General features: G+C 39.4%; 18 protein-coding genes. 3 read left to right on the forward strand and 15 right to left on the reverse strand.

Going from position 1 to position 25,808, the window contains the following annotated elements:
* Positions 1-297: 297 nt before the first annotated feature.
* From L3V37_RS10925 to L3V37_RS10970, 10 genes are all read right to left on the reverse strand, one after another.
* Positions 298-2,718, reverse strand: coding sequence for an Ig-like domain-containing protein (locus L3V37_RS10925; protein ID WP_237306308.1), 2,421 nt, complete (start codon positions 2,716-2,718; stop codon positions 298-300).
* Between the two features lie 1,212 nt (positions 2,719-3,930).
* Entirely contained in the window at positions 3,931-6,408 is a 2,478-nt protein-coding gene (locus tag L3V37_RS10930; RefSeq protein WP_237306309.1) for a hypothetical protein, read from the reverse strand.
* Between the two features lie 422 nt (positions 6,409-6,830).
* A complete protein-coding gene (locus L3V37_RS10935; RefSeq protein WP_130546237.1) occupies positions 6,831-7,625 on the reverse strand; it encodes a porin family protein in 795 nt (264 codons plus the stop codon).
* Positions 7,622-8,656, reverse strand: coding sequence for a hypothetical protein (locus tag L3V37_RS10940; protein WP_130546238.1), 1,035 nt, complete (start codon positions 8,654-8,656; stop codon positions 7,622-7,624). The genes L3V37_RS10935 and L3V37_RS10940 overlap by 4 nt, the downstream gene beginning before the upstream one ends.
* Position 8,657: 1 nt before the next feature.
* Positions 8,658-9,371, reverse strand: coding sequence for a hypothetical protein (locus L3V37_RS10945; RefSeq protein ID WP_237306310.1), 714 nt, complete (start codon positions 9,369-9,371; stop codon positions 8,658-8,660).
* 6 nt (positions 9,372-9,377) lie between these two features.
* The gene (locus L3V37_RS10950) at positions 9,378-12,113 is read right to left on the reverse strand and encodes a CS1-pili formation C-terminal domain-containing protein (protein WP_130546240.1); all 2,736 of its coding nucleotides are present in this window, start codon (positions 12,111-12,113) and stop codon (positions 9,378-9,380) included.
* Complete coding sequence (locus tag L3V37_RS10955; protein ID WP_130546241.1) at positions 12,110-12,622, reverse strand: hypothetical protein; 513 nt, start codon at positions 12,620-12,622, stop codon at positions 12,110-12,112. The genes L3V37_RS10950 and L3V37_RS10955 overlap by 4 nt, the downstream gene beginning before the upstream one ends.
* A 73-nt stretch (positions 12,623-12,695) precedes the next feature.
* On the reverse strand, positions 12,696-13,271 hold the full coding sequence (locus L3V37_RS10960) for a hypothetical protein (protein ID WP_130546242.1): 576 nt from the start codon (positions 13,269-13,271) through the stop codon (positions 12,696-12,698).
* 320 nt (positions 13,272-13,591) lie between these two features.
* Complete coding sequence (locus L3V37_RS10965; RefSeq protein WP_130546243.1) at positions 13,592-14,017, reverse strand: hypothetical protein; 426 nt, start codon at positions 14,015-14,017, stop codon at positions 13,592-13,594.
* 6 nt (positions 14,018-14,023) lie between these two features.
* Positions 14,024-14,794: a helix-turn-helix domain-containing protein gene (locus L3V37_RS10970; RefSeq protein WP_130546244.1), complete on the reverse strand. Its 771-nt coding sequence runs from the start codon at positions 14,792-14,794 to the stop codon at positions 14,024-14,026.
* A gap of 374 nt (positions 14,795-15,168) precedes the next feature.
* Between L3V37_RS10970 and L3V37_RS10975 the strand changes: the two genes are divergently transcribed.
* Complete coding sequence (locus tag L3V37_RS10975) at positions 15,169-15,423, forward strand: hypothetical protein (protein ID WP_130546245.1); 255 nt, start codon at positions 15,169-15,171, stop codon at positions 15,421-15,423.
* Positions 15,424-15,450: 27 nt separating this feature from the next.
* Here L3V37_RS10975 and L3V37_RS10980 read toward each other — a convergent pair whose 3' ends face one another.
* Entirely contained in the window at positions 15,451-15,753 is a 303-nt protein-coding gene (locus L3V37_RS10980; RefSeq protein WP_237306311.1) for a hypothetical protein, read from the reverse strand.
* A 715-nt stretch (positions 15,754-16,468) separates the two neighbouring features.
* Positions 16,469-17,089 carry a response regulator transcription factor gene (locus tag L3V37_RS10985; protein ID WP_237306312.1) on the reverse strand — a complete coding sequence of 207 codons (621 nt, stop codon included), beginning with the start codon at positions 17,087-17,089 and terminating at the stop codon, positions 16,469-16,471.
* A gap of 132 nt (positions 17,090-17,221) precedes the next feature.
* On the opposite strand from L3V37_RS10985, the gene L3V37_RS10990 reads away from it, so the two are divergent.
* Positions 17,222-18,133, forward strand: coding sequence for a LysR family transcriptional regulator (locus L3V37_RS10990; RefSeq protein ID WP_237306313.1), 912 nt, complete (start codon positions 17,222-17,224; stop codon positions 18,131-18,133).
* A gap of 12 nt (positions 18,134-18,145) precedes the next feature.
* On the opposite strand, the gene L3V37_RS10995 is transcribed toward L3V37_RS10990, so the two are convergent.
* From L3V37_RS10995 to L3V37_RS11005, 3 genes are read right to left on the reverse strand one after another with little or no spacing between them, the layout of a single operon-like run.
* Positions 18,146-18,772, reverse strand: coding sequence for a response regulator transcription factor (locus tag L3V37_RS10995; RefSeq protein ID WP_130546248.1), 627 nt, complete (start codon positions 18,770-18,772; stop codon positions 18,146-18,148).
* Positions 18,773-18,774: 2 nt separating this feature from the next.
* On the reverse strand, positions 18,775-19,938 hold the full coding sequence (locus L3V37_RS11000) for an EAL domain-containing protein (protein WP_130546249.1): 1,164 nt from the start codon (positions 19,936-19,938) through the stop codon (positions 18,775-18,777).
* The gene (locus L3V37_RS11005) at positions 19,928-23,698 is read right to left on the reverse strand and encodes a transporter substrate-binding domain-containing protein (protein ID WP_237306314.1); all 3,771 of its coding nucleotides are present in this window, start codon (positions 23,696-23,698) and stop codon (positions 19,928-19,930) included. Before L3V37_RS11005 ends, L3V37_RS11000 begins: the two co-directional genes overlap by 11 nt.
* A 918-nt stretch (positions 23,699-24,616) precedes the next feature.
* Here L3V37_RS11005 and cqsA point away from each other — a divergent pair.
* A complete protein-coding gene (cqsA, locus tag L3V37_RS11010) occupies positions 24,617-25,798 on the forward strand; it encodes an alpha-hydroxyketone-type quorum-sensing autoinducer synthase (RefSeq protein WP_237306315.1) in 1,182 nt (393 codons plus the stop codon).
* Positions 25,799-25,808 lie beyond the last annotated feature (10 nt).

The raw sequence follows: 25,808 nt of genomic DNA on the forward strand, positions 1-25,808 counted from the left end.
CGTTAACCCGATTAATCCGTTAATGAATCGAACTGCCTTCTTGCTTTACTTACCGTAACGCCATGCTGACTCACGCGCCTACCGCAAGTAAGCCAACCAGATAAGGGCTTAATCCCCACTAACATGACACTTGAACATTAAGCATGGCATTGGGATCGTTAATGCTAAAGTAAGCCGCTCACCACAGCATTCACGGTTCATAACACAAGGTCACATTAAGGGGAAAGGATAAATACAAAAAAACCCTAAGCTAAAAGCCTAGGGATTTGTGTATAAAAGACCGATTATCGCTTCCCTTTATTCGTCATCACTTTTTAGTAAAGATCTCGGACGCATATAGATTGTATGAGAATCACTCTTACCTTGATATGTACCCGTTATACTCACCTGAGCATTTTCGTGATCTGCACCGTCAATTTGAGACGTCACTAGTCCACAATTCGATACCGTCGCCCTGACAGTGTTACCTGATCGCCATTGAGCATCACACGTGTTTGACAGCCCTGTGAATGTCCCATCAGTAAACCATATGGTCATGTATAACTGTGCAGTACTTCCCTTACCAAAAATCTCAGTAGGACCGTTAACGACAACACGCTCAACTACTTTATTTACTTCTTTAACCGTTACGTTATGGAATGCGATTTTTTGATCATATACACTAGAAATAGTGGCCGTTCCCTTTTTAACTCCTGTCACTTCACCTGATTGATCAACCGTTGCATAACTAGGGTCCTCAGATGTCCAGACTGGTCCCTCTTCGATGGGATGAACTTCTCCCGACGCCATATTCAACTCTGTTTGAAGCTGAATTGTCTTTTTTTCATCAACAGATGTTGCTCCAGAGATAGTGATCGAGTTGATATAATCTTCAAAAAATTCAACTGTCGTTTGTAGTGTTTGGTTGTAGTAATTCGCCATAACATTGAATACACCGACCTCGCTTGAGGAAACCTGCACTGTCGCTTGGCCGTTTTCATCGGTTAACGCTGCATTTTGTGTAAAGGTTAACGCTTCAGCATCAGAATAGAATGCCACGTATTGAGCAGGCAGCGGCACACCATCCGTCTCATAAACCGTTGCTACAACAGAATGAAGATTGCTCTCAGATGTACCGGCAAATATAGCGTCTCCCGCCGTACTATTAACGAGACTGCTGAGGAAGCCCGGATACACACACGTCGCGTAGGATGGCGTATTTGTATCGACATCTTCCTGATAGATTCCTGTTGCTAAATCAACCTGATTACCTTCACTATTGGACCAAAATGCCCGTTCAGCAGGCCAGTTATCTGAAATATTAACATTACCTCGTTCTTGGTATAGTCTATTCAATTGGTCAATGGTCGGTGTCAACATGCCATATGAGCGGCACAGCGCATCCGTACCGAGCTGGTTAAAAGCAGCAATTGCATACTCTTCACCGTCGACATCTTCATAGTTGATACCTTGATAAGGTTTACTTTGTTCCTGTGCATCTTCTATTGTCAATGGTGCGGTATAGACGGTACCATCAGCTAGTACAATATCATCCCAAGGTCCTTTACCTGATACGTTAATGCGAACCACACCCAAAGCATAGCCACCTTGATGATCCGATATATAATACGTCACATCATGGACTCCTGATGTATCTGAGACGAAATCAAAAGACAAGTTATTAATATCTTCAGGGTCCGATACCGTCGCTAAACTGTTGTAACTGACAACGCCCAACAACTGAATAGGGTCGATCTCTCCATCACCGTCATCATCTGATGAGGCTACGTGACAAAAATCGCTAGTTTCAGTCCCCACCACTCCAGGCATTTGACCATCAGCTGCCGTACAGACATTAATTGTTATCGACTTACCCGTTTGGATGGTTGGGCCTAAGAAGTTTTCAGCCACTGGTGCGGAATTATGCAAAGAAGAGGTCGCAATACTAATATTGCCCTGCAGAATATCCGTGCTATCTTCTTCAGCATTATAACGCTCTAGCGTATAGATCACATTTGCGGTACCCGCATCGTCGCTACAGTAGTTGATCATACCTGTCGAAGGTTCGTTAGCTTTTGCATTACCAACACCAATCACCGCGAGGTTGTCATGCAGTGTAAAACCAGAAACATCGTAGCCAAACTCATTCCCTACAATGTCCATTACCGCAAAGTCTTGACACTCACCAATGGCGTTCGTCGCACTGACCGGAGGTACAATATAGCTGCTTGAGAGCGCATCCGATACCAACACGCGAGCCAGTGAATTGGCACTTGTTATCGATGTAGTTTGATTCGCTGCTTCACCCTCGGTCATTGTATTTAAATTTGTAGCTGCATTGACATCTGTTTTGACATTTTTATCAAGTTCGGCTAGCGCAACTTGCACATCGAAAACACAAGATGCCGGGTTTCTTGTATCAACTACAAAACCCTGTGAGTCTATGTCTGTGATGATGCAGTTGTCACTGTCCACAAGCGGTGTGACAGAAACAACTTCAGCTTGGCGATCTTTTGATGACACATGCATACGACTACTCATATCTACATAGCCGTCTGTATTAAGTTCCATTCGAGACAAGGCATGTTCAACAACGACTGAGGCTTGTTGTGGCACAACCGGCTCAGAAGTATCAACTTGAGTCGCCTCTTCATTACATCCCGACAAACCGATTAAACCGCTAATGGCTAGTAAAGCCAACCTCTTTTTAAACAGCTTGGTTCTTATATATATATTCATAAACATCACTTATTATTTCTTTTCTCTACTCATGACTTCCCAGTGCAGAAGTCAAAGGGCCATCACCCGTTCCCGTTAAAACAAATAGCGCTACCCCTTCAGCGTAAATGAACTTAGAACTTAGCTCATTGCCCCTCCTCCCGTAAGCAGAAAGAGCATTATTCGCTGAACCCTCTGCCTGACATCATTTGATGTGTAAGTAAAATGAGATAAACAAACAGAACTGTTCTAGATTAACCTCCACCCACAACAAATTCCGTTAACAATGATGAATCGAAATGAAAAATACTTAGACCCAAATGACTTCAAGATGCAAGATTCAGAGCATTATCATTGGTATGAGTTCAGGCCCCTATTTGTCAAAGACCTGCGCGTGAAATAGCGAACTCCATTCCAAGTTGTTTTCTCTAGACCTTGCGTTTCGAGGCGCATTAACCTTAAAAAAGGCAGCAGGGATAAACACCATTGCTGGATCTTTTATTATATTTAACGTTTCAACACAGGAATTAGCTTATGTTTAACGTATAAAACGATAAGGATTGATTCGATAGTGTTCTAATGTTAATCACACTGTCTCGGAAGCTTAATCGAGTCACCAGGGTAGACCAAACTCCAACCTCTGTCTGAGCCGTTCAATTCAAGGAATGTGTTATAAGAATCCATTTCTTCGATTAGGATCTGTCTTACTCATTGTCTAGGCTTAATCATATATTCGTATGGCTCACTGGCACTACATTTGTCTACTTGGACTTCCTTTATAACTTCCTTTTCTTTTACAACCTCTTTTACAATCACCTCAAGCTCTGATTGTGAATAGTATTCGTATAATTCTTCGATCTTCTCTTTCTCAATTGGGTCAAATAATGAACAGCATCTTTGAAGAACAATGTTCCTGCTCAGCTCGCCCTATCAAAATAGCGTCATTATTTTCACCAAAAAGAGAAAACACCAATCAATAAGCATTAAATCATATAATCTTTTATTTTATAAAAATTAAACCAAAAAAAGTGAATACTAATAAAAATACAACTGATATATATCACTAGGCTTTACAGATCTTATATAATCGTTCATATTCAACAACAATATATCTTCTCAGTTTTTTTCAAGATCGATAGAAAATAAAAAAGCCAAGTAATGAATTACTCAGCTTAAATTTCAAAACGAGATATAACACTTGCAATAATTTAAATTTCGCTACATTTTAAGTAATTAAATAGCAGGAATCAGCATAGGAAAACGTGCATAAAAATACCCATTATTATAACTATCCCCACCGGAGATATTAACTCTTCCACTTCTAGCACCTTCTGATAGATGTACTTTACAAGATAATCGATACCAACCTGTGTTTAACAACTCTAATTTCGTTGTGTCACCATCGGTATTAGTTGTATTTTCGGCACTACAAGTTTTCGAACTATCCATATCCAAATACTTGACTCTAATCGTACGGTTCTTAAACGGATCAATCCCCGCACTAACTAAGTCATCATCTAGCCTAAAATCTATGGACACCCAATAATCACCATCATAGGGTATATCAAATTCATATTGGCTATTATCATTTGTTGCCAAATAAAGATACATGTTGTCTGCAGAATAATGGCCGACATTTCCAGCTTTTAATTGCATATATAGCAATGGCTCACCATTAGCAGTTTGTAAATCCTCTGAGCTACAGTTTTGTAATAGGTAAGAGCGGACTTTACCCCCGGAGGCATAATAATAATCGGTACCTTTAAGATCTATGCCCGTGGCAAAAGAGATTTTGTCATCACTAAGAGTGATTTGTTCACAAGCGCTGGCTGTGGGATCATTCGCCGACAAAAAATTAGGATCTGCACCGCCAGAAGCAAATAAATTATATAGCACCTCTATGTCTTTCTCTGTACTCAAGTCACCTAGGGGCGTTTCTGCTTTAATGTGAATAAACCCTTCTTCGGTAGCATAAAAATCACCAGAATATTTATTCAACTGCACATTGTTTTCAATATCTGGCATTGCTTCTAATGTGTCATCTTCAGGCTCAGATGCATACCAATATAAAGGCTTTGTATAAGGAAAGCTAACACCCGAAGCGGTCGCAAAAGTTGCAGATAGAGTTTGATCTACCTCCATCAACAATATTTCATTTTCTATTGATAAACTCTTAGGTGTTTTGTCAATACAAGTTAAGTATCCTAAATAAGGTTCAGACACTCCATCAATACCCGAACTCACATAATCAAAATAACTGTAGCCATTTTCCGGATCAACCTTCATAACCCACACTTGATTTGGGTCATCTGTATTAAAGTCGCTGGTAAAATACGCTCTTGCTATCGGCCAACCTGAAGCCATCTCATGTTCATTACCATCGCCCTCTAGAAATGGGTTTTGTTCTTGAGTTATAAAATTGCTCAGTTGTTCATAAGTCGGCAACGAACCACCACGCGCCTTACATATACTATTTGCCGCATCCCACGTGTAGGTTGGTACATTGCTATAGCCATTACCATTAGGAGCACTCGCTTCTGCAGCAATGCCTGCGACATCATAGCTAGCAATGGTTGCCGCTTCTAGGCTGAGCGGAGCTGCAAACACATCTCCGGTTGAATCAACAATCACATCTGGCCATGTGCCCTGTACATGGAACTCTACAATACCTGACGCATATCCGCCTTTATGATCGCTGACAGTGTAAGTGACATAATAATTACCAGCACGTGATGCAGTAAAAGTGAAGCTTTTGTTATCCATGTCAGCTTTATCTACAAAACCGACATCAGCATTAAATACTTGTAAGTTGATCAGTTGTAATTGATCTTCTGAATCCTCGTCAGAAATTAAGCTTCCTTGAATATCTTGAGCTAAGTAGACTTGCTCTAGATCAACCGTCACTTCTTCCTGCTCTTTAATCGCGGTATAAGATTGGCCAAGCGCTAAGTCTTCGTTTACAACATAAGTCCAATCATTCGCTTCTGGAGCTTGGTTATACGTATCCGTTGAAACCGCAACATCAATATTGCCCATTCGAACGAAATCGTCCTCATCGTAATAGCTGTAGAAAATACGAGTAATCCCCGCATCCAATTCGCTACTGCCTGCTGTGTAAGTAATGCTGTTTGCATTCACATCAACATCAGAAACCACTCCAGCACCCAAGACCGTTGTGCTTGTAGATAAGGTCATTTTATCAACCCCATTGGTAGCGGTTGGCGGAGTTAGTTGAATAGTGATTGATTCGCCAACCTGAGCGACAGCACTTAAGGTTGGTAAATTATTGTTCGAAACTAATGGCGCATCAGACCCAGAAATAGCAACTTGTGCGTAAGCGTGTGCCGAAGTAGAAGCATCAACATCTTCTACCTCATATTCATAAATACAAACCCCTGCTGCTTGCCCATTAACGGTAAAGTTCATATTGCCCACAGTATAATTATTACATTGTGAATCTTCTGTAACTGGGGTAACTGAAGCGAGTACAGCAGGAGAGTTATCACTCGTCATAACGGAAGATTTTAGATTCACAACAGCAGGCTCTTCTACATACACGGCCGTCGATACATCGAGAGCCGATATTGCTACTGTGGGGGTCGGTTTGTTCTCTGTTGGACTATTTGAGGTAGATTCGTTAGAGCTTCCTTCTCCGCATCCTACCATTAACAACAAAGTGAAGGCAGTAAAGGTATAGTTAAATAATTTCATTTCTATCTCATCACACAGTTAAACCGCATTGCGGCTTCCTCTCCAATTAGGTTGCTTTTATAACTCAAATACAAAAGAAGGAAGAAGGAGATTAATCAGATTAATATAACAGCACCAAAACCCAAAATTAAAAAAAATTAAAAAAGAAAAACCCAACAAAAACAGAAACTTACAGCCAAAAAAAGAACCAAAATTAATACACATTAACAATACATTAGCCCGAACGAAGCTTGCTTCCAATAAGATAAGAGCTGACAGTGAATCCGTCTCTAATTTTAGTAGGCTACTACAACACTATCTCCTCTCACCACATAAGAGAAACGGCCCAAGTTATGGACCGTTTAAATCAGATGAAGGCTTGCCACGTAGCTCGTTAAATTATAGAGGTTGTAAATGGCAGGATTGAAAAGCTAAACAAGTAACTATTCACATTTTCTAGGAAGCTTGATTGAGTCACCTGGATATACTAAACTCCAGTCTTTATCCCCACCGTTAAGTTCGATAAATTTGTTATAAGAAACGTTTTCTTTAATCAAAATTTTTCTTATCCATTCGTCTGGCTGAATAACATACTCATAAGGTTCACTGGCACTGCATTTATCTACTCGAACTTCCTTGATGACTTCTTTTTCCTTTACAACTTCTTTAACAATAATTTCAGGTTCAGGTTGAACATAAGGCTCATATTCCTCTTCGACTTCTTCGACTATTGGATTAAAGAAGTAAGATAGCCCTAACTGGAATTGCCCTATTGAGTTGTCCCAAGAATCATTACCCTGATAAAATTTATAGCCACCGTTTAAACGAACACTTGAATTTAACGAGATAGATAGTCCTACTTTACCAGCCAAACTATAAGCGTCATCAAAATAACTTGCCCCCACTCCCAAATAAAGGTCAACATAATCAGAAATTGGGATGTCTGCAGTGCTCATAATTTCAGAGTATGAGAGATCATCTCCATCTAATAGGTTTTGGACAACACCGTGTGATGCCTCCAAGGCAAAAGTGTCAGTAAAAAAGTAACCTATCGTGCCCTCTGCACCGTAGCCAGTTAAAGTGGTAATTTTTTCATTAGTGTTCGATAACTTGCCTTCGGTAATGGCAGAGTTTCCAGTAAAGCCGACGTATAAGCCTTCGTATTCTTGCGCTTGTAGTGTAGAAGACACTAATAGTAAGCTACCAATAAGTGTTGTTTTACCTAGTCTTAGGTTCATAAATTTTCCTTAAATATAACTACAATATCCCCGCTATAAGCGCCACTTTCTATATCTTCGGCGCTGATGTTGTCGTATCCAACATCGAATGAAAATAAAATTTCATTGCTAGAGGCTCCTGTATCAACCACTGTGTCAGATACTAGCCGTTCGCCGTTTTGCGCAATTTCAACATCGTTACAGAGATCACAAGTGATGTTTAGTGGGATGGATACGTCAAATTGTGAATGTGTTAACTCAAATGTCTCTTGTGGAAATTCGACACTTAACCCATTAGAAAATGACCCTAATGCCGTCACATCGAACCGTGTTGTACCAGAAACTGTTCTTTCTGTGGTGTTATATTCTGGTTCAATAAATCCATCCCCATCGATCTCTACATCACTCAAGAAGCTACTGATGTAGTTAATACCAATAGAGAACGACATACTAAATAATCGGTAAGTTTGTACACCACTGCCCGTTTTGTAGTAATACCCCATTGGCAGAGTAATGGAACCACTATAGTTGCCTGAATCTGCATCAGCGAAAGCTTCAACAAACGCAGTATCATCGATAGAAACTATAGGCCGAACAAAATAAAACGGCGTAAAGTTACCATTTTGCACTAAGGAATAAGGATACACACATTGGTTAGTGGTGCTATCAGCTAAACTGATCACTGAACCATAATTTTGATATTGAGAACAACTTGTTGCCGCAATGTTATTTTCTGCTGATTCAGTCGGAATCTCATTACCACCAATATTGTAACTTAGCCCTACCACCTTTATAGGTACCGTCACTTCACCAGAGGTTCCATTTAATGTCATTTGTTCTGGAAGCGCAGAAGTGAAAGTGCCCGGTACCCATTCAACCGTCGTTGGCATGTTGGCAATCGGCTGCCAAGTGGATAAAGTCAAAAACTCTCCTTCAGGCATTGCATTGGCCCATTGAAGATCACCACCAGTGATTTTGCCATTAAGTGTGTTTGCTTGAGCAATAAAGGCAGGAAAAGCCAAAAGCCCAAATAACTTTATCCACAATTTCATATTAGCGCCCTACTTCGATTGTCTTTCTGTATGAATCGTCATAATTCACTACGCGTACTTTCAACGTGTTTTTACGCAGTTTCTCTGGTATATCAAATGTTCGAGTACGACCTGCTAAAGAGGTAAAACTTGCTTGGCATTGTGTTTTTACCTCATCCGTACAACCATCGATTGCAAAACGAATAAAACTATTACCAGTGTTCTCAACAAGAATTCGATCACCAAGATTTTTCATCTCGTAACTAATTTTTGGCTCTGGTGCAGGGATAATAAACAGCGGTGCATAACCAAAGTTGATGTTTACTGATGTCTCTTTTTCTTCTGGGTTATATGGTACCGGAGAGAAGATAATCTGATAAACTCTATCCTGCTCTGTCTTACAGTCATTACCACATAAATCACGTACACCGACTTGTTTTACTTTGTCCGATTCCAAAATAACTTTAGGGTGTGTTAACGTAATATCCCAATCATCTAAATTACTTTCTGTGTATGGAATACGCTTGAGCTTACCGTCTTCTGTAGTTTCTAGCTTTGTTATTTCACCAGAGATAAATGAGGTTTCCGCTAACTCATTTGTTAACGTGTAAACACCATTCCCTTGCTCATCCGCAATCAATAACATTGTATCAATCTTCAACGCTAAGCTTGGGGTTGAATAAGCCAGACATAAAGCTGGGGTTAAGTATTTAATTTTGTTCAGTTTCATCATCATTACCTATTACTCATTAACTGCAAATGATTCATCTTTTTGTCGAAGATCAATTGCGAATTTCGAAGCATCTTCAATTTGTTCGAACACAGCTTCAGAAATATTTATTTCGCTGTCTAACTCCAAGTACAACAGTGTATTTCGACCTAACTGCTTTTCATTTAGTTGAGCTTTGCCATTTAGTGCAATTAACATGTTGTTCTTAATGTTATCCATCACTAAAGGTTCATTAAACAGACCGACAATAATGATCTTCTTTCCATCTTTAGATACTTCTGTGTCAGCCAATTGCGTGCCAGGTTCCAAGTTTGGAAGGCAATAGTTCATACCTAAATTAAAGGCTGACGCATCAATAATACTTGGTACGAAACAACGCTGTCCGGCAGCACTCAAATCAAACGATTTACCTTCTTCAACCGAGATTTTGTATATCCCTTTTTGAATTTCACTAACATCAACACAAGCATCACCGTTACATTCCAACTCTTCTATTCGTTTATCGTCAAAGTTTTTAAAGCCAGAAATAAAAGTCACTACTTTCGTCAAGTTTGTATTCAATTTCATCACCGTTCCCGGGTAGCTATAACCACCAACTGATGATGAGCCTGAGTTCGCAATATCCACACTATCGGTATCAAGCATAACTTCGTAGTTTTGGTACTTTTTCAGGGCGAGCAATTCTGTATCTTTATAGATAATTTTCTTGCTGCCAACGCTACCGTTCGCTTTTACTACCGCTAACCCTCGGCTTGAGTTCTCTCGTTCAAACTTAATATTGTTGTCTGAGTCGATAACTGCGTACGATTTTTGGTTATATCTTGTACCGTACACTTCACCTTGCGACACAACTTGTGTGCTATCGAATGTTAGGTTGTAATTTCGCTTTCCTGATGTATCCGCATACAAATACCCAGAAGTACTGTAAGCATCTTCATTAGCCTGTGCTGATAAACTAGCCGATGAATAATTCGGATTCGCATCTGAGTCCTGATACGTATTGCCCACAGTTGCATAAAGTGATTTGTTACGTTGCTTCGTAAGCAGATCGTTAGACTCTAAGTAGTTACTAAACTGAGAGACTCCTTGCTGACTCATACCGATGGAAGTTCGGCTATTAAGTAGTTCGCTTAATGGAACTCGCCAAACAAGGTTTACACTCACCTCTTCACCATCATCAAAGTTGTAATCAACCGACAAATCAAAGTTTGAGCTAAACTTACCAGGGAAACTTAATCCCATAGTTAAGTACGTGGAATCGTAACCGCTGTAGACAAGATCATTTACCGATTCGCTCGCATTTTTGTTCAAGCTGGCATAGGCATAACCCACGTTATCAATGACAGTACTGTAGGTCAGGTTGTATCTTTCGTAATCGTCAATGTCGTACAAAAATGTTGCAAGATGCGAATCTAGATCAGCCCGAAATACTTCCATATCGAATGAAATATTCCCGTACCCCGCAAACAACTCATATTTTTTCGCGTCACCATCGAACTTTTGAATCAAACCTTGGAAGTTAAAATCGTCATAGAAAAATTTGCTACCAATTGAATACGAGTGGCCTTCAGCTGATCCTGTTAAGCCCGCCCCCAAGCTCCAGTTACTGTTCACACGGTAGTTAAACAATGCACGTCCAAAACCACTGCCATCAACATCCTCCATGATGCTCTCTTGAATAGGGTTGCTATATTCGACATCACTGTCCTGTACCAGAGTACCAGCTGTTAAGTGGTAATCGACACCTTTTACGCGCAATGTATCGTCATTACTATTGAAAACTGAGCGTGTTTCTTTTGAGACAACTTCACCTGCGACCTTAATTTCTAATTCAATATTATATCGGCCACGAGGCAAGTCATCCTGCGTAATAAATCCTTGACCTTCTTTCACTTGACGCTGAAATAATATTTTTTCGTCACGGTAAACTGTTAATATTGCATCTCTTGGTGCAAAGAAAAATATTTTTTGTAATGTTTTTGCTCCACCGATAATCGCATCCGTTGATGTGCCGTACTCAAGTGAAAGCTCATTATTATTTGCGCTGCCAAGCAAATAGTCTGTAGTGTTAAATGTCTGGTTTTGGCTTTCATAGCCTAAACGAAATTTCTTTTCGTCAACATCGATAGAGTATTTTGCTTTATCTACATCAAAATCATCGTCGTTTGACTGATACAAAAGTTCACTTTCAAAATAGCCATACTTAAAGCCGATGGTTGTATCATCATAAAAACTCAAATCAGGATTATTAGTGTCACTACCCCCCAAATAGGCAGTTGTATGGTTAATAATACCACCATGTTCATTTGATACTGGCGCATACCTTACGTCATCTGCGGCATATTCTTTTTCTATAAACTCTTCGTTGACCCAGAAGTACAAAGTATTTGTATAATAATCGTAGTAGAACTCAAACTCTGTCGGAAAAACAATACACTCATCTGCACGACCATTACATTGTTCAGTATTGACGGTACCTTGCTGTAAAGTAACAAGTACATTTTCTATAATATTCTTATCAATATTATTGCTTTCTAAAGCTAAACGTATCTTATCGAGTTCAGATTGTTCAGTAACACGAACAAGATCGTAACTTGCCATCGCCTTTACAGGGTACGAGAAGCCATCACTCATCTTGAATTGGACAACTTGTTTATCCAATTGAAATAGATCCTCAAACCCTTCTGGCACACTAGATGCCATTGATATAAAAGGGAAAAAAGCTAATAAAACAAATGATTTATTCATATCGTTAACTCTATACTGATATTCACCTGACCAGCACAGCGCGTAGCACTAGTTGGTACTTTCGGAAAAGCAAAATTTGCATCTAATTTGGCCCCTTTTAAACCGTTGTCATCAATTAAGTTAAAATTAAAGTCAACAGGCTCGCCAATTTCCATAGCGTTATTTTCAATATTGAACGTAATCATGTCGTCTGTGCTTTCAATTATTTCGTCATTCGCCTTTGTACAAATGAATTGGTTTGAATCCAAGATCAATGAAAATAACAAATCTGGCTCAGTCTCTGGTATATCTGTTTCGATCTCTATAGTCGACGACTCTTGTCTGAATGTATTTTCTTGAGTTAAGTACTCCAAGGTAAGTTGATCAGGAACGAACTCGAATCGCGTTATTTCATTCGAGAAAAATGCGTTTTTGTCCAACTCTGTATATACAGGTAACACCTTGGTTATTGGGTCTGAAAAAGCAGCAGAGTGAAAGGTCGCTAGCAAGAGCAAAACGATTAACCGCATTAATCCTCCAAAGAAGAATTTGCAAGGAAGGCAGGCCTTCCTTGCAAATTATCAACTATCTTGTTAAAACAAATTAAAGACCAGAAAGGCCTGCCGTCATAGATACTGATACATGCGCCATGCCCTCAACGGCAATGTCGGTAATTGGTGACGTATTTTCAAGCTCTAGATTGATAGTCCCTACTTGTTGCTCAGTCGCAGTTACCACCCCATTTGTGTAAGTAGCAAGTTCATTACCAGTGAATGCATCACTAATGGTGATCTCTGAGGTTTTAGTAGTGTAACCTCCAATTTGATAAGCCACATCTGTGATTGTCCAGATAGCACTGTCGTTGATTTCCCCGATCTCTTCTTCTAACGCATTATCGATATCTTCTGGAGTGTAATCACGCGCCTCTAAAATAACGCGGTCTGCTGTAGTAAACTTACCATCGCTTTCAACATCTAGGGTACCGCGAGCAGGGTCAACACGAAGATCGCGCCCTCCCTCACCTGTGATTATCATGTTTTCACCTGGCATGTTTGATTCAATCAAACCAGAAAAAATGACCGTGGTGTTTGCATCTTCTGCGACATCGCTTTCAGCCGAGATTGCCGGCATCGAGATAAATGCACAAGCTAAGCTCGCTAAAACTGTTTTCTTAAACATTGTAATAACCCACTTCATGTATAATTAAATAGCTAACAACCACTATTAGCTCTAAATTTATTGATGGTCTAACGGTTAGGGGCTCCCTAAGCTTTGGTTTATAAAACATCAAAAACCAGTGACTTGTTTATGTGGGAACCTAGTCAATCCGAGACTCAAAAATTATTAACAATAATGCGATTACAAACCAATGAATAAAGATTAATTGAAATTTAAAACCATTAGGTAAGTGAAATAAACGTCTTTATGTAAAGCAGCGGCTGTTCAACACCAACGTTAAAGCCGCCATAGAAGCGTAAAGTAAACCGCTTAACTGCAGACTAATGATAGTAATGACCTTTGATTGTATAGATCTTTTCATCCGCAGGGTTTTTTATATCTATTTCGTAAATATCGTTGTCGCTGTCTAGAGCTTTACCGACTGAGAAATAGACGCGCTCTTCAGCGTATACCTTGATCTCTTCTTTGAAGCTTGCTTTGTTTCTTTCGTCGAATTCTTTGATTAGGTAATCTTTATTGGTTGAAAACAGGTAAAAATTACCAAAAAGCTTCGCGTATATCCCTTCACTGGTCATAACCGAACCGTTGTCGAAATAGATATACAACTTGAATTTCATATCAGCTAGTTGAGCAACGACTTGTCGACCGGGGTTAGGTAAACGAGTATCAATGTGGACGTCATCGCCAATTGCAGACAAAAAGGGAAGAGCTAAAATAGCGACAGAAATAAGAATGTGTTTAATCATGTTCAATTACCAGAAAAATGGACCACCGTATAAAAAAACAAAAAAAATCGCTGTAGATGCATACAAAGCGATCACCTTTCGCTTTCTATTCAGTGTCCTAACTTTTCCAAACAAGGGTTTATTCTTTGTTATTTCATTAGAAATACGTTTATCAATGTTCTCGTCATCTGCCGGAGAGTCACCATTTAGAAGCTCATTGGAAGTCACACTTAACGAGTCTTGAGTTGAATCATTTGTATAATGACTACCATTGTCACCTTTGTTGGTGTGTTTATCGCAGATGACAACGTCACTATCAAAGTCAGCACGATTCTTGTGATCCTGCGATAACTTATCCACGGTCTGTTCACGAGGTTCTTTAGAAACTCCCCCCTCATCTGGCACTTCACTGTTCTTTTTCTGGCTTTGTAAAAATGCCGATTCGGACTCAACGTCTAAAATCAACGTTGACTCAGACACAAGTTTATAACCTTGACCGGGTACCGTTTTAATTTCTAACTCGACGCCCGCTTCAGAAAGCTTCTTGCGCAATTTCATCATTGCAACATTTAAAGACGTTTCCGACACGACTCTTCCGGGCCAACAAATTTCAAACAGAGTTTTACGTTCAACGAGCTTAAATTGCTCTTGAAAAAAAACGCCCAGTAAGACCGCCTCTTTGTGCACGAGATCAATTTCATTAACGAGATTCGAATGCTCATAGATGCATAGTTTCTCGGGCAAAACATAAAGAACGACAGCCTGCTCTACACTTGTTATTTTCAACTCAGAACTCAAAGTCTTTACCTATCTTCGCTACTAAACTCAACCTCGTAACTATAACGCCAATTAAAAAAAATTGGTTCAGAAACTCTTACAACGGCAGAAATAGAGGAAAATTCCTACAGCGACAGTTAATTCTGTTAGCACACCATTAGAGACTCCCATTCCACGAGTCTTATTTGCTCAAATGAAACTGTCAGTACTTTCGTCCATTCTGGCTTGTAATAAAACGCAGCTTCTCTCATAACAAAAGTTGACATGTTCACAAATCAAACAAACAACGCATCAAACATGTGACCCTAAGTCGCATTTCTCCGCATTAATATTTATTAATTAGATTAATTAATCTAATTTAACGACTTGATAGAAGGATTCGAAGGATTGAATTTATGAAGTTGATTAGAATTGTCGTGTTGGCTTGTCTTTTTTGCGTTGTTTTTTCTGCGAATGCACAACAAGTCATCTTCTCGGGAAAAGTGAAGTCACCCGTGCCAATTCTTAACCACTTTGAGATTGCAGAGCAATGGATAACCGTTAAGCAGAACCCTCGCGAAATTGTGCACCGTATAAAAGGTGGTAACTCCACATTTGAAGTACTGACTTCTGCTCAATACAAAAGCAAAGCTATTGGGTTTTCTTTATGAAAACGTAGGAACGAAAGCTTGAAGCACTCAATAAACATCGAAGCGGACCTTTTGCCCCTTATCCACAAAGTAGCGACGTAATACATTTAATTGATTTTTCATGCTTGCATTAGCTATCTGACGTAACTCTACTTTAATGACCAATGGCAGTTGATCTAACTGGACAGGACGCCAAAGACACTGAGTCAAACTCAACCTGTCGCAATTTTGCAGAATAATATCCGCCTCGCTCATGTAATCATTCTCATAAATTAAATTGGCCACATTTATATAATAGGCAATAGGCTTCCCATTTTTATGCAACTTAAAAGCACGGTAATAATCCTTCACGATGCAAGATTTCTTACATTGTCGACATGATTGCGCAACACGAGTTCCATAATGCAATCGTCGCACTATGCTGGGCATAATTTGTATCGTGGTTGGATGTAAGTTGTTCATTGACATAAAAAGGCACTATTGGGGTTCAATAGCGCCTTTTTAACAAAGATTGGGCTTAAGTGATGTTATTTGTGCTTTATTTAACAATTTGTGATGACTATCGCCACCTTATTCCCCAAAACACAACGATTAAAATCAAAGCAACTAGAGGAATGTATGCGTACAATGGCATTGGCTTGTTTACTCTTTATGTTGAAGAATCAATTTTGTACTTGCCTAGATAACAGGAGGTCACGTGTTTTTTTGAAGTAAAACCATGTTACTCTGTTAACTTCTACCAATTTCTATATCACTGAAGAGGGTCTAATTAGCTAGCGGCCCCTCTCCTATTGACTAGTATCGGTTCGCGTATTTCCCAAAGTAGGTAATGTTTTCTGACATTATTTGCACTACTTGAATTTTCAATATGGATATTCGATATAGGTAAACAGCCATCATAAACTTGACTTACTAAAGACTCTAAAAAACAACATCTCGATTTCTTCGCTGGAGAACGAAGCTGAAGAGACTTTAGCAGTTAAGGTATTTTACTGTCATAATTTATATAAGATTTTATTAAAATCGATTAATCGTCGTGTTGACTAGAAAAACTCTCATAAAAAAACTAAGTTTTCGCAATTAACTCAACGATATTTTTGACCGCTAACTTGCTCATAATTCGTTTCTTATACGTACTTATCGTTTTCTCGCTGAGCATTAGCTTTTTTGATATTTCTTTGTTTTTTAATCCTTTTTTTAAATAACTGAGCACCGTTAGCTCACGCTGTGAAAGCGCCTTATCTTCGTTATGCACACTAATAAATTCTCGGAATGCGTTAAAGCCAGATAAAATACTAACAACCGCTTGGTCGAAGGAAGTCAAAGGTTCAAAACGAGAAATATATCCGTTAGCCCCAACCTCTAATGCAGTCTTGGCATGCTGTTCATTATCACTTGCAGCGTAAAATAGAACCTTTGTTTTGTAGTCATGACATTTGATTCGGTTGACTAATTCAAAGTTACAGCCATCGCTCGCTTCCAAGTCGACAATAAGTAGGTGTACATCGTTATTTCGAATGTATTTCAGTGCTGTTGAAACTTTTTCTAGCGTAATTACTCGACTATTAGTCAATACTTGCTTTACTCGCAAGCTAATAGCTTCTGCAACCAAAGGCTGTGGCTCGATAATAACAACGTTCAAACTTAAAAGACTTTGCATAACTTTCCCCAAAAGACTCAGAACCAATGAGGGAATTTTCCTACATAACAAATAATTTACTAGTTAAGTATTACTTTCCATTTTGGAAAGTATGGCTTAAGCTTTTGCTAATTAAAAGGATTTGCTAATAGATTTTTTTACACTTGGAGAGCGAGTTACATGCATCATAAAGTCGATTTGAACCTACTAAGGCCTTTTGTAATCTTAGCGAAAGCTTCTTCACTGAAAAAAGCGGCTGAAGTGTTAGGTGTTTCGGAGAGCGCGGTCAGTAAAAAAATCAACAAGCTCTCCTCTCAACTCGGACAACCATTATTCGAACGCACCGGGTATGGTCTAAAACAAACGACTTATGCTGCCCATATACTACCCACGGTGTCTGAGCTTCTCGACCGGATGGATATGGCATTAGCCCCAGAGACATTCCAATCTATCAATTACTCTGGAAGCGTAGTTATCGCTCTAAATTCTCCGTTGATGGAGGCACACGGAGCGACCATTTTGTCGACGCTAGAAAAAGCATTTCCCCTTGCTCAATTCAGCCTCGTGACTTGGAATCATTCAACAGCGGAAAGGATCATCGATGGTTCAATTACGATTGGCGTTAACCTGTGGCACAACAATTTTGATAGCAATATCCATCAAACAAAACTTCACGAGTGTAACGTCGGACTTATCAATTCAAAGCCAGATTTGTCGTTGGATGAGTTGCTTAATACACCCTTTATTCATGTTCAGGTTGCAAGTTGGAACGACAACAAGGCACCGATACTCGACGCAATAATGAAATTACCATCGGCGCCTAACAATATCCATTTGAAGTACCACACTGACGACTTGTCACTTTGCTGGAAGTTAGCAAGCAGTCAAGATCTAACCTTTATATTACCGGATTGCTGCGTGCACCCTGACTTCTATTTCTACTCGCTAAGTAATGTGGTGGATCTAAAACCTTCCATGGCGGCTTATATCAAAATAACTAATAGAACTACACCATTTCACAAAATTCTTATTCAAGAGCTACAGACATTTTTCTCTGACAATTTCAATATGCTTGATTGTAACCATAAATAAAGGTATAGCTGTTTAATATTTATTTAATACAGAATCTCTTAAGCCCATCAGTTCGACGATAGACTTGACTTTAAATTTGTCTAAAATGCGCGTTTTGTAAGTACTGATCGTTTTTTGGCTAAGAAACATCAGTTCGGCAATTTCCTTATTACTTTTTCCTTCTGTAAGATACTGAAAAACAATGGCTTCTCGGTTAGACAGTTTGACATCTGTCCCCCTATCCGTCGGATCTACTTGGCTAACAAATTTAAAGAAATGATAGCCGCTAATCACCGCTTCAACAGCGTCTAGAATCAAGCCCATACGGTCAGATTTACATACATAACCGTCAGCCCCTATATTAAAAGCCGTTTCTGAGTAAAAACGAGCATTATTAGCGGAAACGTACAGCACTTTTCCTTTATAGCCATAGATTCTTGCACGCTTGAGAAACTCAAAACCATCGCTAGTCTCTAAGTTTACATCAAGTATTAACAGATCAACTTGATTACTCTTCAGATAAGTATGAGCTTCTGTGGTATCACATGCACTTTCAACAACAGAAAACAGTTCGCTCTTCTTTAACAAGCTTTCGATCGCAGCACATATTAAGGGATGATCATCAACGACAAAACATCTTAATTGATTGGTGTTTTTCATAACTAACTATTATTTAAATGTTGAACGAAATCTTGGATTGGCATTGGCTTTCCAAACAAATAGCCTTGGCATATATCAACACCTGATTTTTTCAAAAAGTCCATCGTTTCAATATCTTCGACACCTTCGGCGACAGTTTTTGCATTTAGGCTTTCGGACAGTTGAATTGTTGTTAATATGATGTTCTTACAACGTTCATCAACTAAGCAATTTTTAACAAATTGAAGGTCTATCTTTAGCTCATTAAATGGCAAGCTTGCCAACTTAAGCAGCGAAGAATGGCCAGTTCCGAAATCATCGATAGATAGTTGAACTCCTTGAAGGCGCAATCTCGCGAAGTTTTCAAGCATATAGGGGGATTGTTTAAACTCACTTGTCTCTACAATCTCTATAGTCAATTGATTTGCAGGAACTCTATATTCATGACACTTATCCAAAACTCCAATTGAGAAGTCTCTTTTGTCAAAACTTAAATGACTTGCATTAACAGAGATATTTGTGCTTATGTCGTATTTTTTGATATCACTTAGCGCCTGCCTTAACACGTTGTCAAAGACTTCATCTGCCATTATTGGCGTTTCCATAAAGTGCATAAAATCAAACGGTGTCAATATTCCAAACCTTGGGTGATTCCATCTCACCAAGACTTCACAGCCTATCACTTTATTCTGCTTTACATCGAGTTTAGGTTGATAAAAATTTATTAATTCACCATTTTTAACTCCGCGAGAAAAATCTGACATGGTTAGTTTTTTTCTTACCCCCCTAGAACTTGTGTTTAGATCAGAATTGAAAAGGTGATTAAGCACTTTGACTAATTGCTCAGCCCCTAAAGGCTTACAAAAATAAGTAATAAAACCAAAATTAAAAGCATTACACATGGTTGAAGCTAGGCTAATAACTTGCTCATCCTTACCACTCAAGATACATACGCCTCCGATGTAGTTTTGTTCGTGGAGGTAACGTAAGAAAGATAATCCATCGTATGATGGCATTTCTAAATCACAAAAAATCAAGTCAAACTGATCTGACTCAAAACTTTTTTGCGCCTCACGCCCATCTTTGGCAACTTCAACGCTCTCAACCCCCAAAGCCAATAGCTTGCTCTTTAGTGCAAACAACTCTATCGGTTGATCATCGACCAGTAACACCTTTTTAGTTTTCATTTTTTCGCAACCATTTTCTAACTAATTCAAGTTCGTACTCCATTGCATGCGTTAGTTCTGTTATTAATTGAACATGCTGTTGCTGATCATCACTTGATAATGATTCAACATCCTTAGCTGCTCGAAGTATATTTTCAGCGCCGACAACTGCAGCCCCACCTTTCACCCTATGGGCAATAGACTTAGCCCTAATTAGGTCTGTATTAGAAGTTTCAATCGTCGCACTCAACTTGCTTAAATCACTCTCTATGGAATCAATAAATACCTTTGCCATGAAAACTTGCTCGCTATTATCTATGTTTAGCAACCAACCCGGCCCATCACTCAACTCACCTTTTAGAGCTTTACCTCTTTTCTCTGAATTAGATGTCATATTCGACTCAAGATGTTTACTCACAATACGAGTCAGCATGTCCAAGCCATAGGGTTTAAACAATAAGTCATCAAACAGTGCGTCATTTTGTTGCATTTCCGAGCGAGCATCTGCTGCTGTGCAACCGATAATCGCCTTGCTGTCGAAAACCGAAATTTCGTTTCTTATTGTTCGTGCCAATTCAAAACCATCGACAAAAGGCATGTGGCAATCGGTGATCAATAAGTCAAAATCTGACGCTCTTTCTCTTATTGCTTCTAACGCTGCTCTACCATCATTGACAATTTCTGCACTGATCCCGAGTTCTCGTAACTGCTTTTCAATCAAAAGTCGGTTGATGGGGTTGTCTTCCGCAACTAACACATGCCCTTTCATTTTTCTGGTTTCCGTCCCACCTAACTGTTTTGCACCTTCGCGATGGCTAAGCAAGGCATCAAAAATCAAATCTGGATAAATCGGATTAGAGCTAACTTCAATAACCTCACCTGTTCGGTGAACAAAATCTTGCACCGAAGGACAAAGAACAATCGCTTTACTCTCTACAGCTGAAGCTTTCGTGGCATACTTGCGGTCATAAATCACAATCAAAGGCTCTTCGCTTTCTATTTGTTCGCCACTCACCCACGAACGCACCAGGCGGTTATCCCCAACATATTTGACATTTTGTAGCGGAAGCATTTCTTTACGCCCTTGGTCCTTTTCTACCGGAAACCAAAAGCTTACCTTTGTTCCCAAGCCAAGAGCAGAATGAATCGTCAGCTCCCCATTCATCATTTCAACGAGCTTTTTGACTATCGTTAAGCCTAACCCAGTGCCACCGAATCGCCTTGCAGTACTGGAGTCGGCCTGAACAAACGGATCGAAAACTTTTTGTCTCTGTTCTTCAGTCATCCCCTCCCCAGTATCAGTGACAGATACTTCCAGTTTTTCAGCCTGTAGTTCAATCGATACGCGAATACTTCCTTTAGCGGTAAACTTAATTGCATTCGATAGCAAGTTGTTCATTATTTGTGATAGGCGCAAACTATCAACAAAATACTCACAGCAGTCAGAAAACTCCCAGTCAATATCAAAATTTAACCCTTTATCTTTGGCTGCGATACTGTGATTACGTATTACTTTTCCAAGCTCTCTAAATATATTGGTTGGGTTAATATCGATCTGTAATTGTTCTGCCTCAAGTTTAGAGAAGTCGAGAATATCATTAACTAATAGATGCAGGTTTTGTGTCGATGACTCTATATTCTCAATAATCACTACTGACTCATCATCATTGGCTTTCAATTTAAGCATTTCCAGTAAACCCGACATGCCAGCAATTGGAGTCCTAAGTTCATGGCTCATACTCGCTAAAAAACGCTCGCGAGCGATCACAGACTCGTTCGCTTTCTGACTCGCATCTATAAGTTTCAGCTCTTGCTCACGCTGAGTTGTAATGTCATTAATGGCAGTTAACACCAATTGTTTATTGCTATTTTTGTGTGAGATTTTTTTTCTAAAGTAATGAACGGACGACATATCAAGATTGCAGTTATTAATATCAACAATCCGACTAACCGTTTCATCACATTCAAAAACTCGTTTAATCTCAGCAAAGTTTTCAACCAGTACATCGTCATCATCACTTTTCATTTTGCATTGTGAGCACTTTCCTAAACGAAATTCTTCGCAGTTCGTTAGAATAAGTTTTTGATCATGGTCATGGATGAAAACTTGAACAGGCAAACCATTTATAATGCTTTGTAAAAACTCTAGCTCCTTTTGAGTATGCTTGGCTTCGGTAGTCGAGAGCGTCACTTCCCCTTTCAAACGGATCCAAGCAAAACAAACTACCACCGCAAGCGATAACAAAACAATTAGGCCAATATAAGCAATAGTTTCAACACCTTGTTTATCATAACCATAATTGACATTAAACATGGTGTAGTTGCGCTTAAGTTTGTTGAGTTCAAATTCATCAAAGGTAGCTAAAGTACTGTTTAAAACACGTAAAAGCATTGGGTCGTCACTAGAAACACCCATCGAAATATTAATAGTTCGGTAAATTTTATTATTTATTTTGAATCGTTCATCAACTTGCTGTGCTATGATCAAGTCAACCAAGTGCTCGCTCACAAAAGCACGACCAATTTCATGATTATCAAGAGCTTCCACAACATCATTGAAATCAAAATAATAACTGGCATTTGGGCCAAAACTGGACTCATTTAAAGAGTCCATGTACTTCTTTTCATGCTCATCGGCTAGCAATACACCGACCTTCTCTTTGCTCACATCATCAGAGTCCTTCAACTCCATCGCGAGATACTTTAATCGAATATATGGCTTACTAAGTTGAATTAAGTTGATATCTTTCGTTTCGTTTACAATTAGTGGCAAGAGATCAATACTACCTTCTTTGAGCATCTGCTCACTTGTCATGCCGTCCTTTCTTGGCACATATTCGAATTTTAAATTAGTTCGATCTTCAACTAACTCTATAATATCTTTAACGAAACCAGTGTAGTGACCGGAGCTTGTCTTATAGAACATCGGATAGATGTCGTCTTCGATGGTATACTTCAACGGCTTTAAAAATTTCTTTTCGTTCTTAAGGTAAACGCTAAGCTTGTCGGTCGCATGGTATGGACTTGGCGATGTAATGGGAAACTTGTTTTTTCCAGCCAGCTCGTTCGCGATAATTTTATTGATGATTGAAACAATTTGAGGGTTATCAGTTGCAGTAAAAGCAGCCACATCAAGAGGTTCGCTCCAAAAGGGGATAGTTAACTTATCCAATTGCACGTTACTGTCTTTCATATATTCAATTAACGAGACGTAGCTTTCATATATTGCATCTGCTTCGCCTTTATTTAACGTTTGAACTGCATTAAAAAACGAAGATTCTTTTTTTATTTTAGCAAAACCATTTTTCTCTAATATTGAACAGTACACCGTGCCCTCAACGCAAACCCAGTGTAAATTTGCTGGATCGCGGCGTGCCTTGTCCTTACTAACATAGCCTGCTGCAGCTGAACTCTGGAATAAAGGGGCTGTAAATACAAAGCGCCGACTTCTATCCAAGGTTGGTGTAAAACCCGCGGCTAAATCGACCTCTTTATTTTCAACGGCATCGTACACCGCGCTAACAGACTGATAATTGACGATATCAAGGTTAATGCCTAGCACATTAGCAATACCACGCATGTAATCTATGGTGATATCAAAAAACTCATCGTTTCGATCTACCGTTTCACGCTCATCATTGTTTTCTGACAACACCGCTACTTTCAAAACTTTTGTATTGCTCAGATACTGGACCTCCCCTTCGGTTAGTCCTTTCGTCTCCAGAGAAAGAGAAAATGAAGAGTAGAGTAATAGTAAGGTAGTGACTATGAGTTTTTTCATTCGGCAGTGCTGTTTCGAACATTGATAAGTCAAGGATATTTCAATTGAGATAAGAGTCAAAAAGCAGAATATTTCACAACTCAAGCAACTCGTTGTTTTGTAGGGAAAAATAAAGACAACTTAAAGCAAACCTACAGGTTAAATGGAAAATTCCTACAAACCAATAGGCTTCTGGTAGCTAAATGAGGGCTATTCATCACGAGCGCTTCTAGGTTTTTCAGGTCATACCTAAGTGTTATGCGGACAACAATAAAGAGCTACTATGTTTTTAAGCTCTAATATCCTGATTTCAGTGTTTCTATTGCTTTTAATAATTCACAAAAGCTGACACAGTCACTTGAGCTAGAAATTTCATAATCAATATCGTTGTTATTCACACCAACACTAACTCTCAAGCTTCTCACTCTAGGATCTAGCTGTATGTTTATACCATCCTTTATAAACCCAAACTTCGAGTTCATATAACCACACTCGTAGATATAGTCGACAATTAATCGAGACCAAAGGTCAAGGCGAGGTGCTTTGCTTTGCATATAACTATCCTAGTTAAGAACATATAAAAAAATAATATGTACTATCAGGCATAACATCACTTTAACCTAATTAATTAACGTTAACGTAAATGAATTTTGTTTGAGCGTTGTAGAAGAACAAAGATTTCAACCTTAATTTTCGCTCTATTTTGGGTGACAACACTTTGAACACCTTTGTCGAACACAAAAATCAAACAAAAAATTCAAGAGAAAACTAGTTTAGACCCCGGGCCCCTATAGAGTTACAGCCACCATCCAACCCTCAAATGTCGAGTTTGCAAGGGTCTGCAAACTTATGCAACCTGGTTAGTGACACTCTCCCCAAAATCCGCAATATGAATAAGTGTCAGCGCTGGCGTTTTTCCATATGAAGAAGAGATTTATTATGAGTGAAACTATACAAAGCAAACCACTTCCCTCCTTTATCGAGGAACGCCTAGATTTTTATATTCAAGATCTAATCGAACCGAATGAGAACAAAAAACACCTTGTTCTTGGTAAACGCCCACCGTGTAATGCCGTTGTCCTGCAAAGCAATGATTACCTTGCACTGTCTCATAACAAGGAGATTCAAAGTGCGCATCGTGATGCGATTTCCCAGCACGATGACAACGTCGTGATGTCCGCGATTTTCTTACAAGACGATGAATCGAAACCTGTATTTGAAACGCAACTAGCCAGTTTCGTTGGTATGCCTAGTTGTCTACTTTCTCAATCTGGTTGGGCTGCGAATCTCGGTTTATTGCAGACTATTTGTGCACCGAACATACCTGTGTACATTGATTTCTTTGCACATATGTCTTTGTGGGAAGGCGCACGTATTGCCGGAGCACAAATTCATCCGTTCATGCATAACAACACCAGTCACCTAAGAAAGCAGATTTCACGTCACGGTTCAGGGATCATTGTTGTGGATTCGGTTTACAGCACTATCGGGACCATCGCTCCTCTACGTGATATCTACGAAATAGCACAGGAGTTTGACTGCGGCCTGGTTGTAGATGAATCACACTCTTTAGGTACACACGGTCCACAAGGTGCGGGGATACTGCAGGGTCTTGGCTTAACTCATAAGGTAGATTTTATTACCGTTAGTCTTGCCAAGACATTTGCTTATCGTGCTGGCGCGATTTTAGGCCCAGAAAAACTGGCGAAGACGCTTCCGTTTGTGGCGTACCCTGCAATATTTAGTTCTACTGTATTACCGCAAGAGATCATTCGGCTAGAGAAAACACTGGACGTCATAAGAAAATCAGATGATAAGCGAGATATTCTGTTTGAAAGAGCCAAGTCTTTAGCCGTTGGTTTAAAACGCATTGGATTTACTATTCGCAGTGAATCACAAATTATCTCATTAGAATGCGGCAACGAGAGAAACACTGAGCGAGTCCGCGATTTTCTCGAAGAGCGAAATGTTTACGGCGCAGTGTTTTGCCGCCCTGCAACTGGAAGGAACAAAAACATCATCCGTTTTTCAGTCAATGCCGACATGACAGCTGCTGAAGTTGATCATGTACTCACTGTCTGCCAACAAGCATTCGCACACCCTGACTTAGAGTTTGTGTAAGTTAATGTGT

It is taken from the genome of Vibrio sp. D54 (assembly GCF_021728075.1).
GTDB classification, from domain to species: Bacteria; Pseudomonadota; Gammaproteobacteria; order Enterobacterales; family Vibrionaceae; genus Vibrio; species Vibrio alginolyticus.

What these genes read in the sequence shown, in the direction of transcription:
- L3V37_RS11000 (WP_130546249.1), bottom strand. Translation starts at nt 19,938, where the DNA reads ATGAAAACTAAAAAGGTGTTACTGGTCGATGATCAACCGATAGAGTTG.
- L3V37_RS10950 (WP_130546240.1), bottom strand. Translation starts at nt 12,113, where the DNA reads ATGAATAAATCATTTGTTTTATTAGCTTTTTTCCCTTTTATATCAATG.
- cqsA (WP_237306315.1), top strand. Translation starts at nt 24,617, where the DNA reads ATGAGTGAAACTATACAAAGCAAACCACTTCCCTCCTTTATCGAGGAA.
- L3V37_RS10995 (WP_130546248.1), bottom strand. Translation starts at nt 18,772, where the DNA reads ATGAAAAACACCAATCAATTAAGATGTTTTGTCGTTGATGATCATCCC.
- L3V37_RS10940 (WP_130546238.1), bottom strand. Translation starts at nt 8,656, where the DNA reads ATGAAATTGTGGATAAAGTTATTTGGGCTTTTGGCTTTTCCTGCCTTT.
- L3V37_RS11005 (WP_237306314.1), bottom strand. Translation starts at nt 23,698, where the DNA reads ATGAAAAAACTCATAGTCACTACCTTACTATTACTCTACTCTTCATTT.
- L3V37_RS10935 (WP_130546237.1), bottom strand. Translation starts at nt 7,625, where the DNA reads ATGAACCTAAGACTAGGTAAAACAACACTTATTGGTAGCTTACTATTA.
- L3V37_RS10925 (WP_237306308.1), bottom strand. Translation starts at nt 2,718, where the DNA reads ATGAATATATATATAAGAACCAAGCTGTTTAAAAAGAGGTTGGCTTTA.
- L3V37_RS10975 (WP_130546245.1), top strand. Translation starts at nt 15,169, where the DNA reads ATGAAGTTGATTAGAATTGTCGTGTTGGCTTGTCTTTTTTGCGTTGTT.
- L3V37_RS10955 (WP_130546241.1), bottom strand. Translation starts at nt 12,622, where the DNA reads ATGCGGTTAATCGTTTTGCTCTTGCTAGCGACCTTTCACTCTGCTGCT.
- L3V37_RS10990 (WP_237306313.1), top strand. Translation starts at nt 17,222, where the DNA reads ATGCATCATAAAGTCGATTTGAACCTACTAAGGCCTTTTGTAATCTTA.
- L3V37_RS10945 (WP_237306310.1), bottom strand. Translation starts at nt 9,371, where the DNA reads ATGATGATGAAACTGAACAAAATTAAATACTTAACCCCAGCTTTATGT.
- L3V37_RS10965 (WP_130546243.1), bottom strand. Translation starts at nt 14,017, where the DNA reads ATGATTAAACACATTCTTATTTCTGTCGCTATTTTAGCTCTTCCCTTT.
- L3V37_RS10960 (WP_130546242.1), bottom strand. Translation starts at nt 13,271, where the DNA reads ATGTTTAAGAAAACAGTTTTAGCGAGCTTAGCTTGTGCATTTATCTCG.
- L3V37_RS10930 (WP_237306309.1), bottom strand. Translation starts at nt 6,408, where the DNA reads ATGAAATTATTTAACTATACCTTTACTGCCTTCACTTTGTTGTTAATG.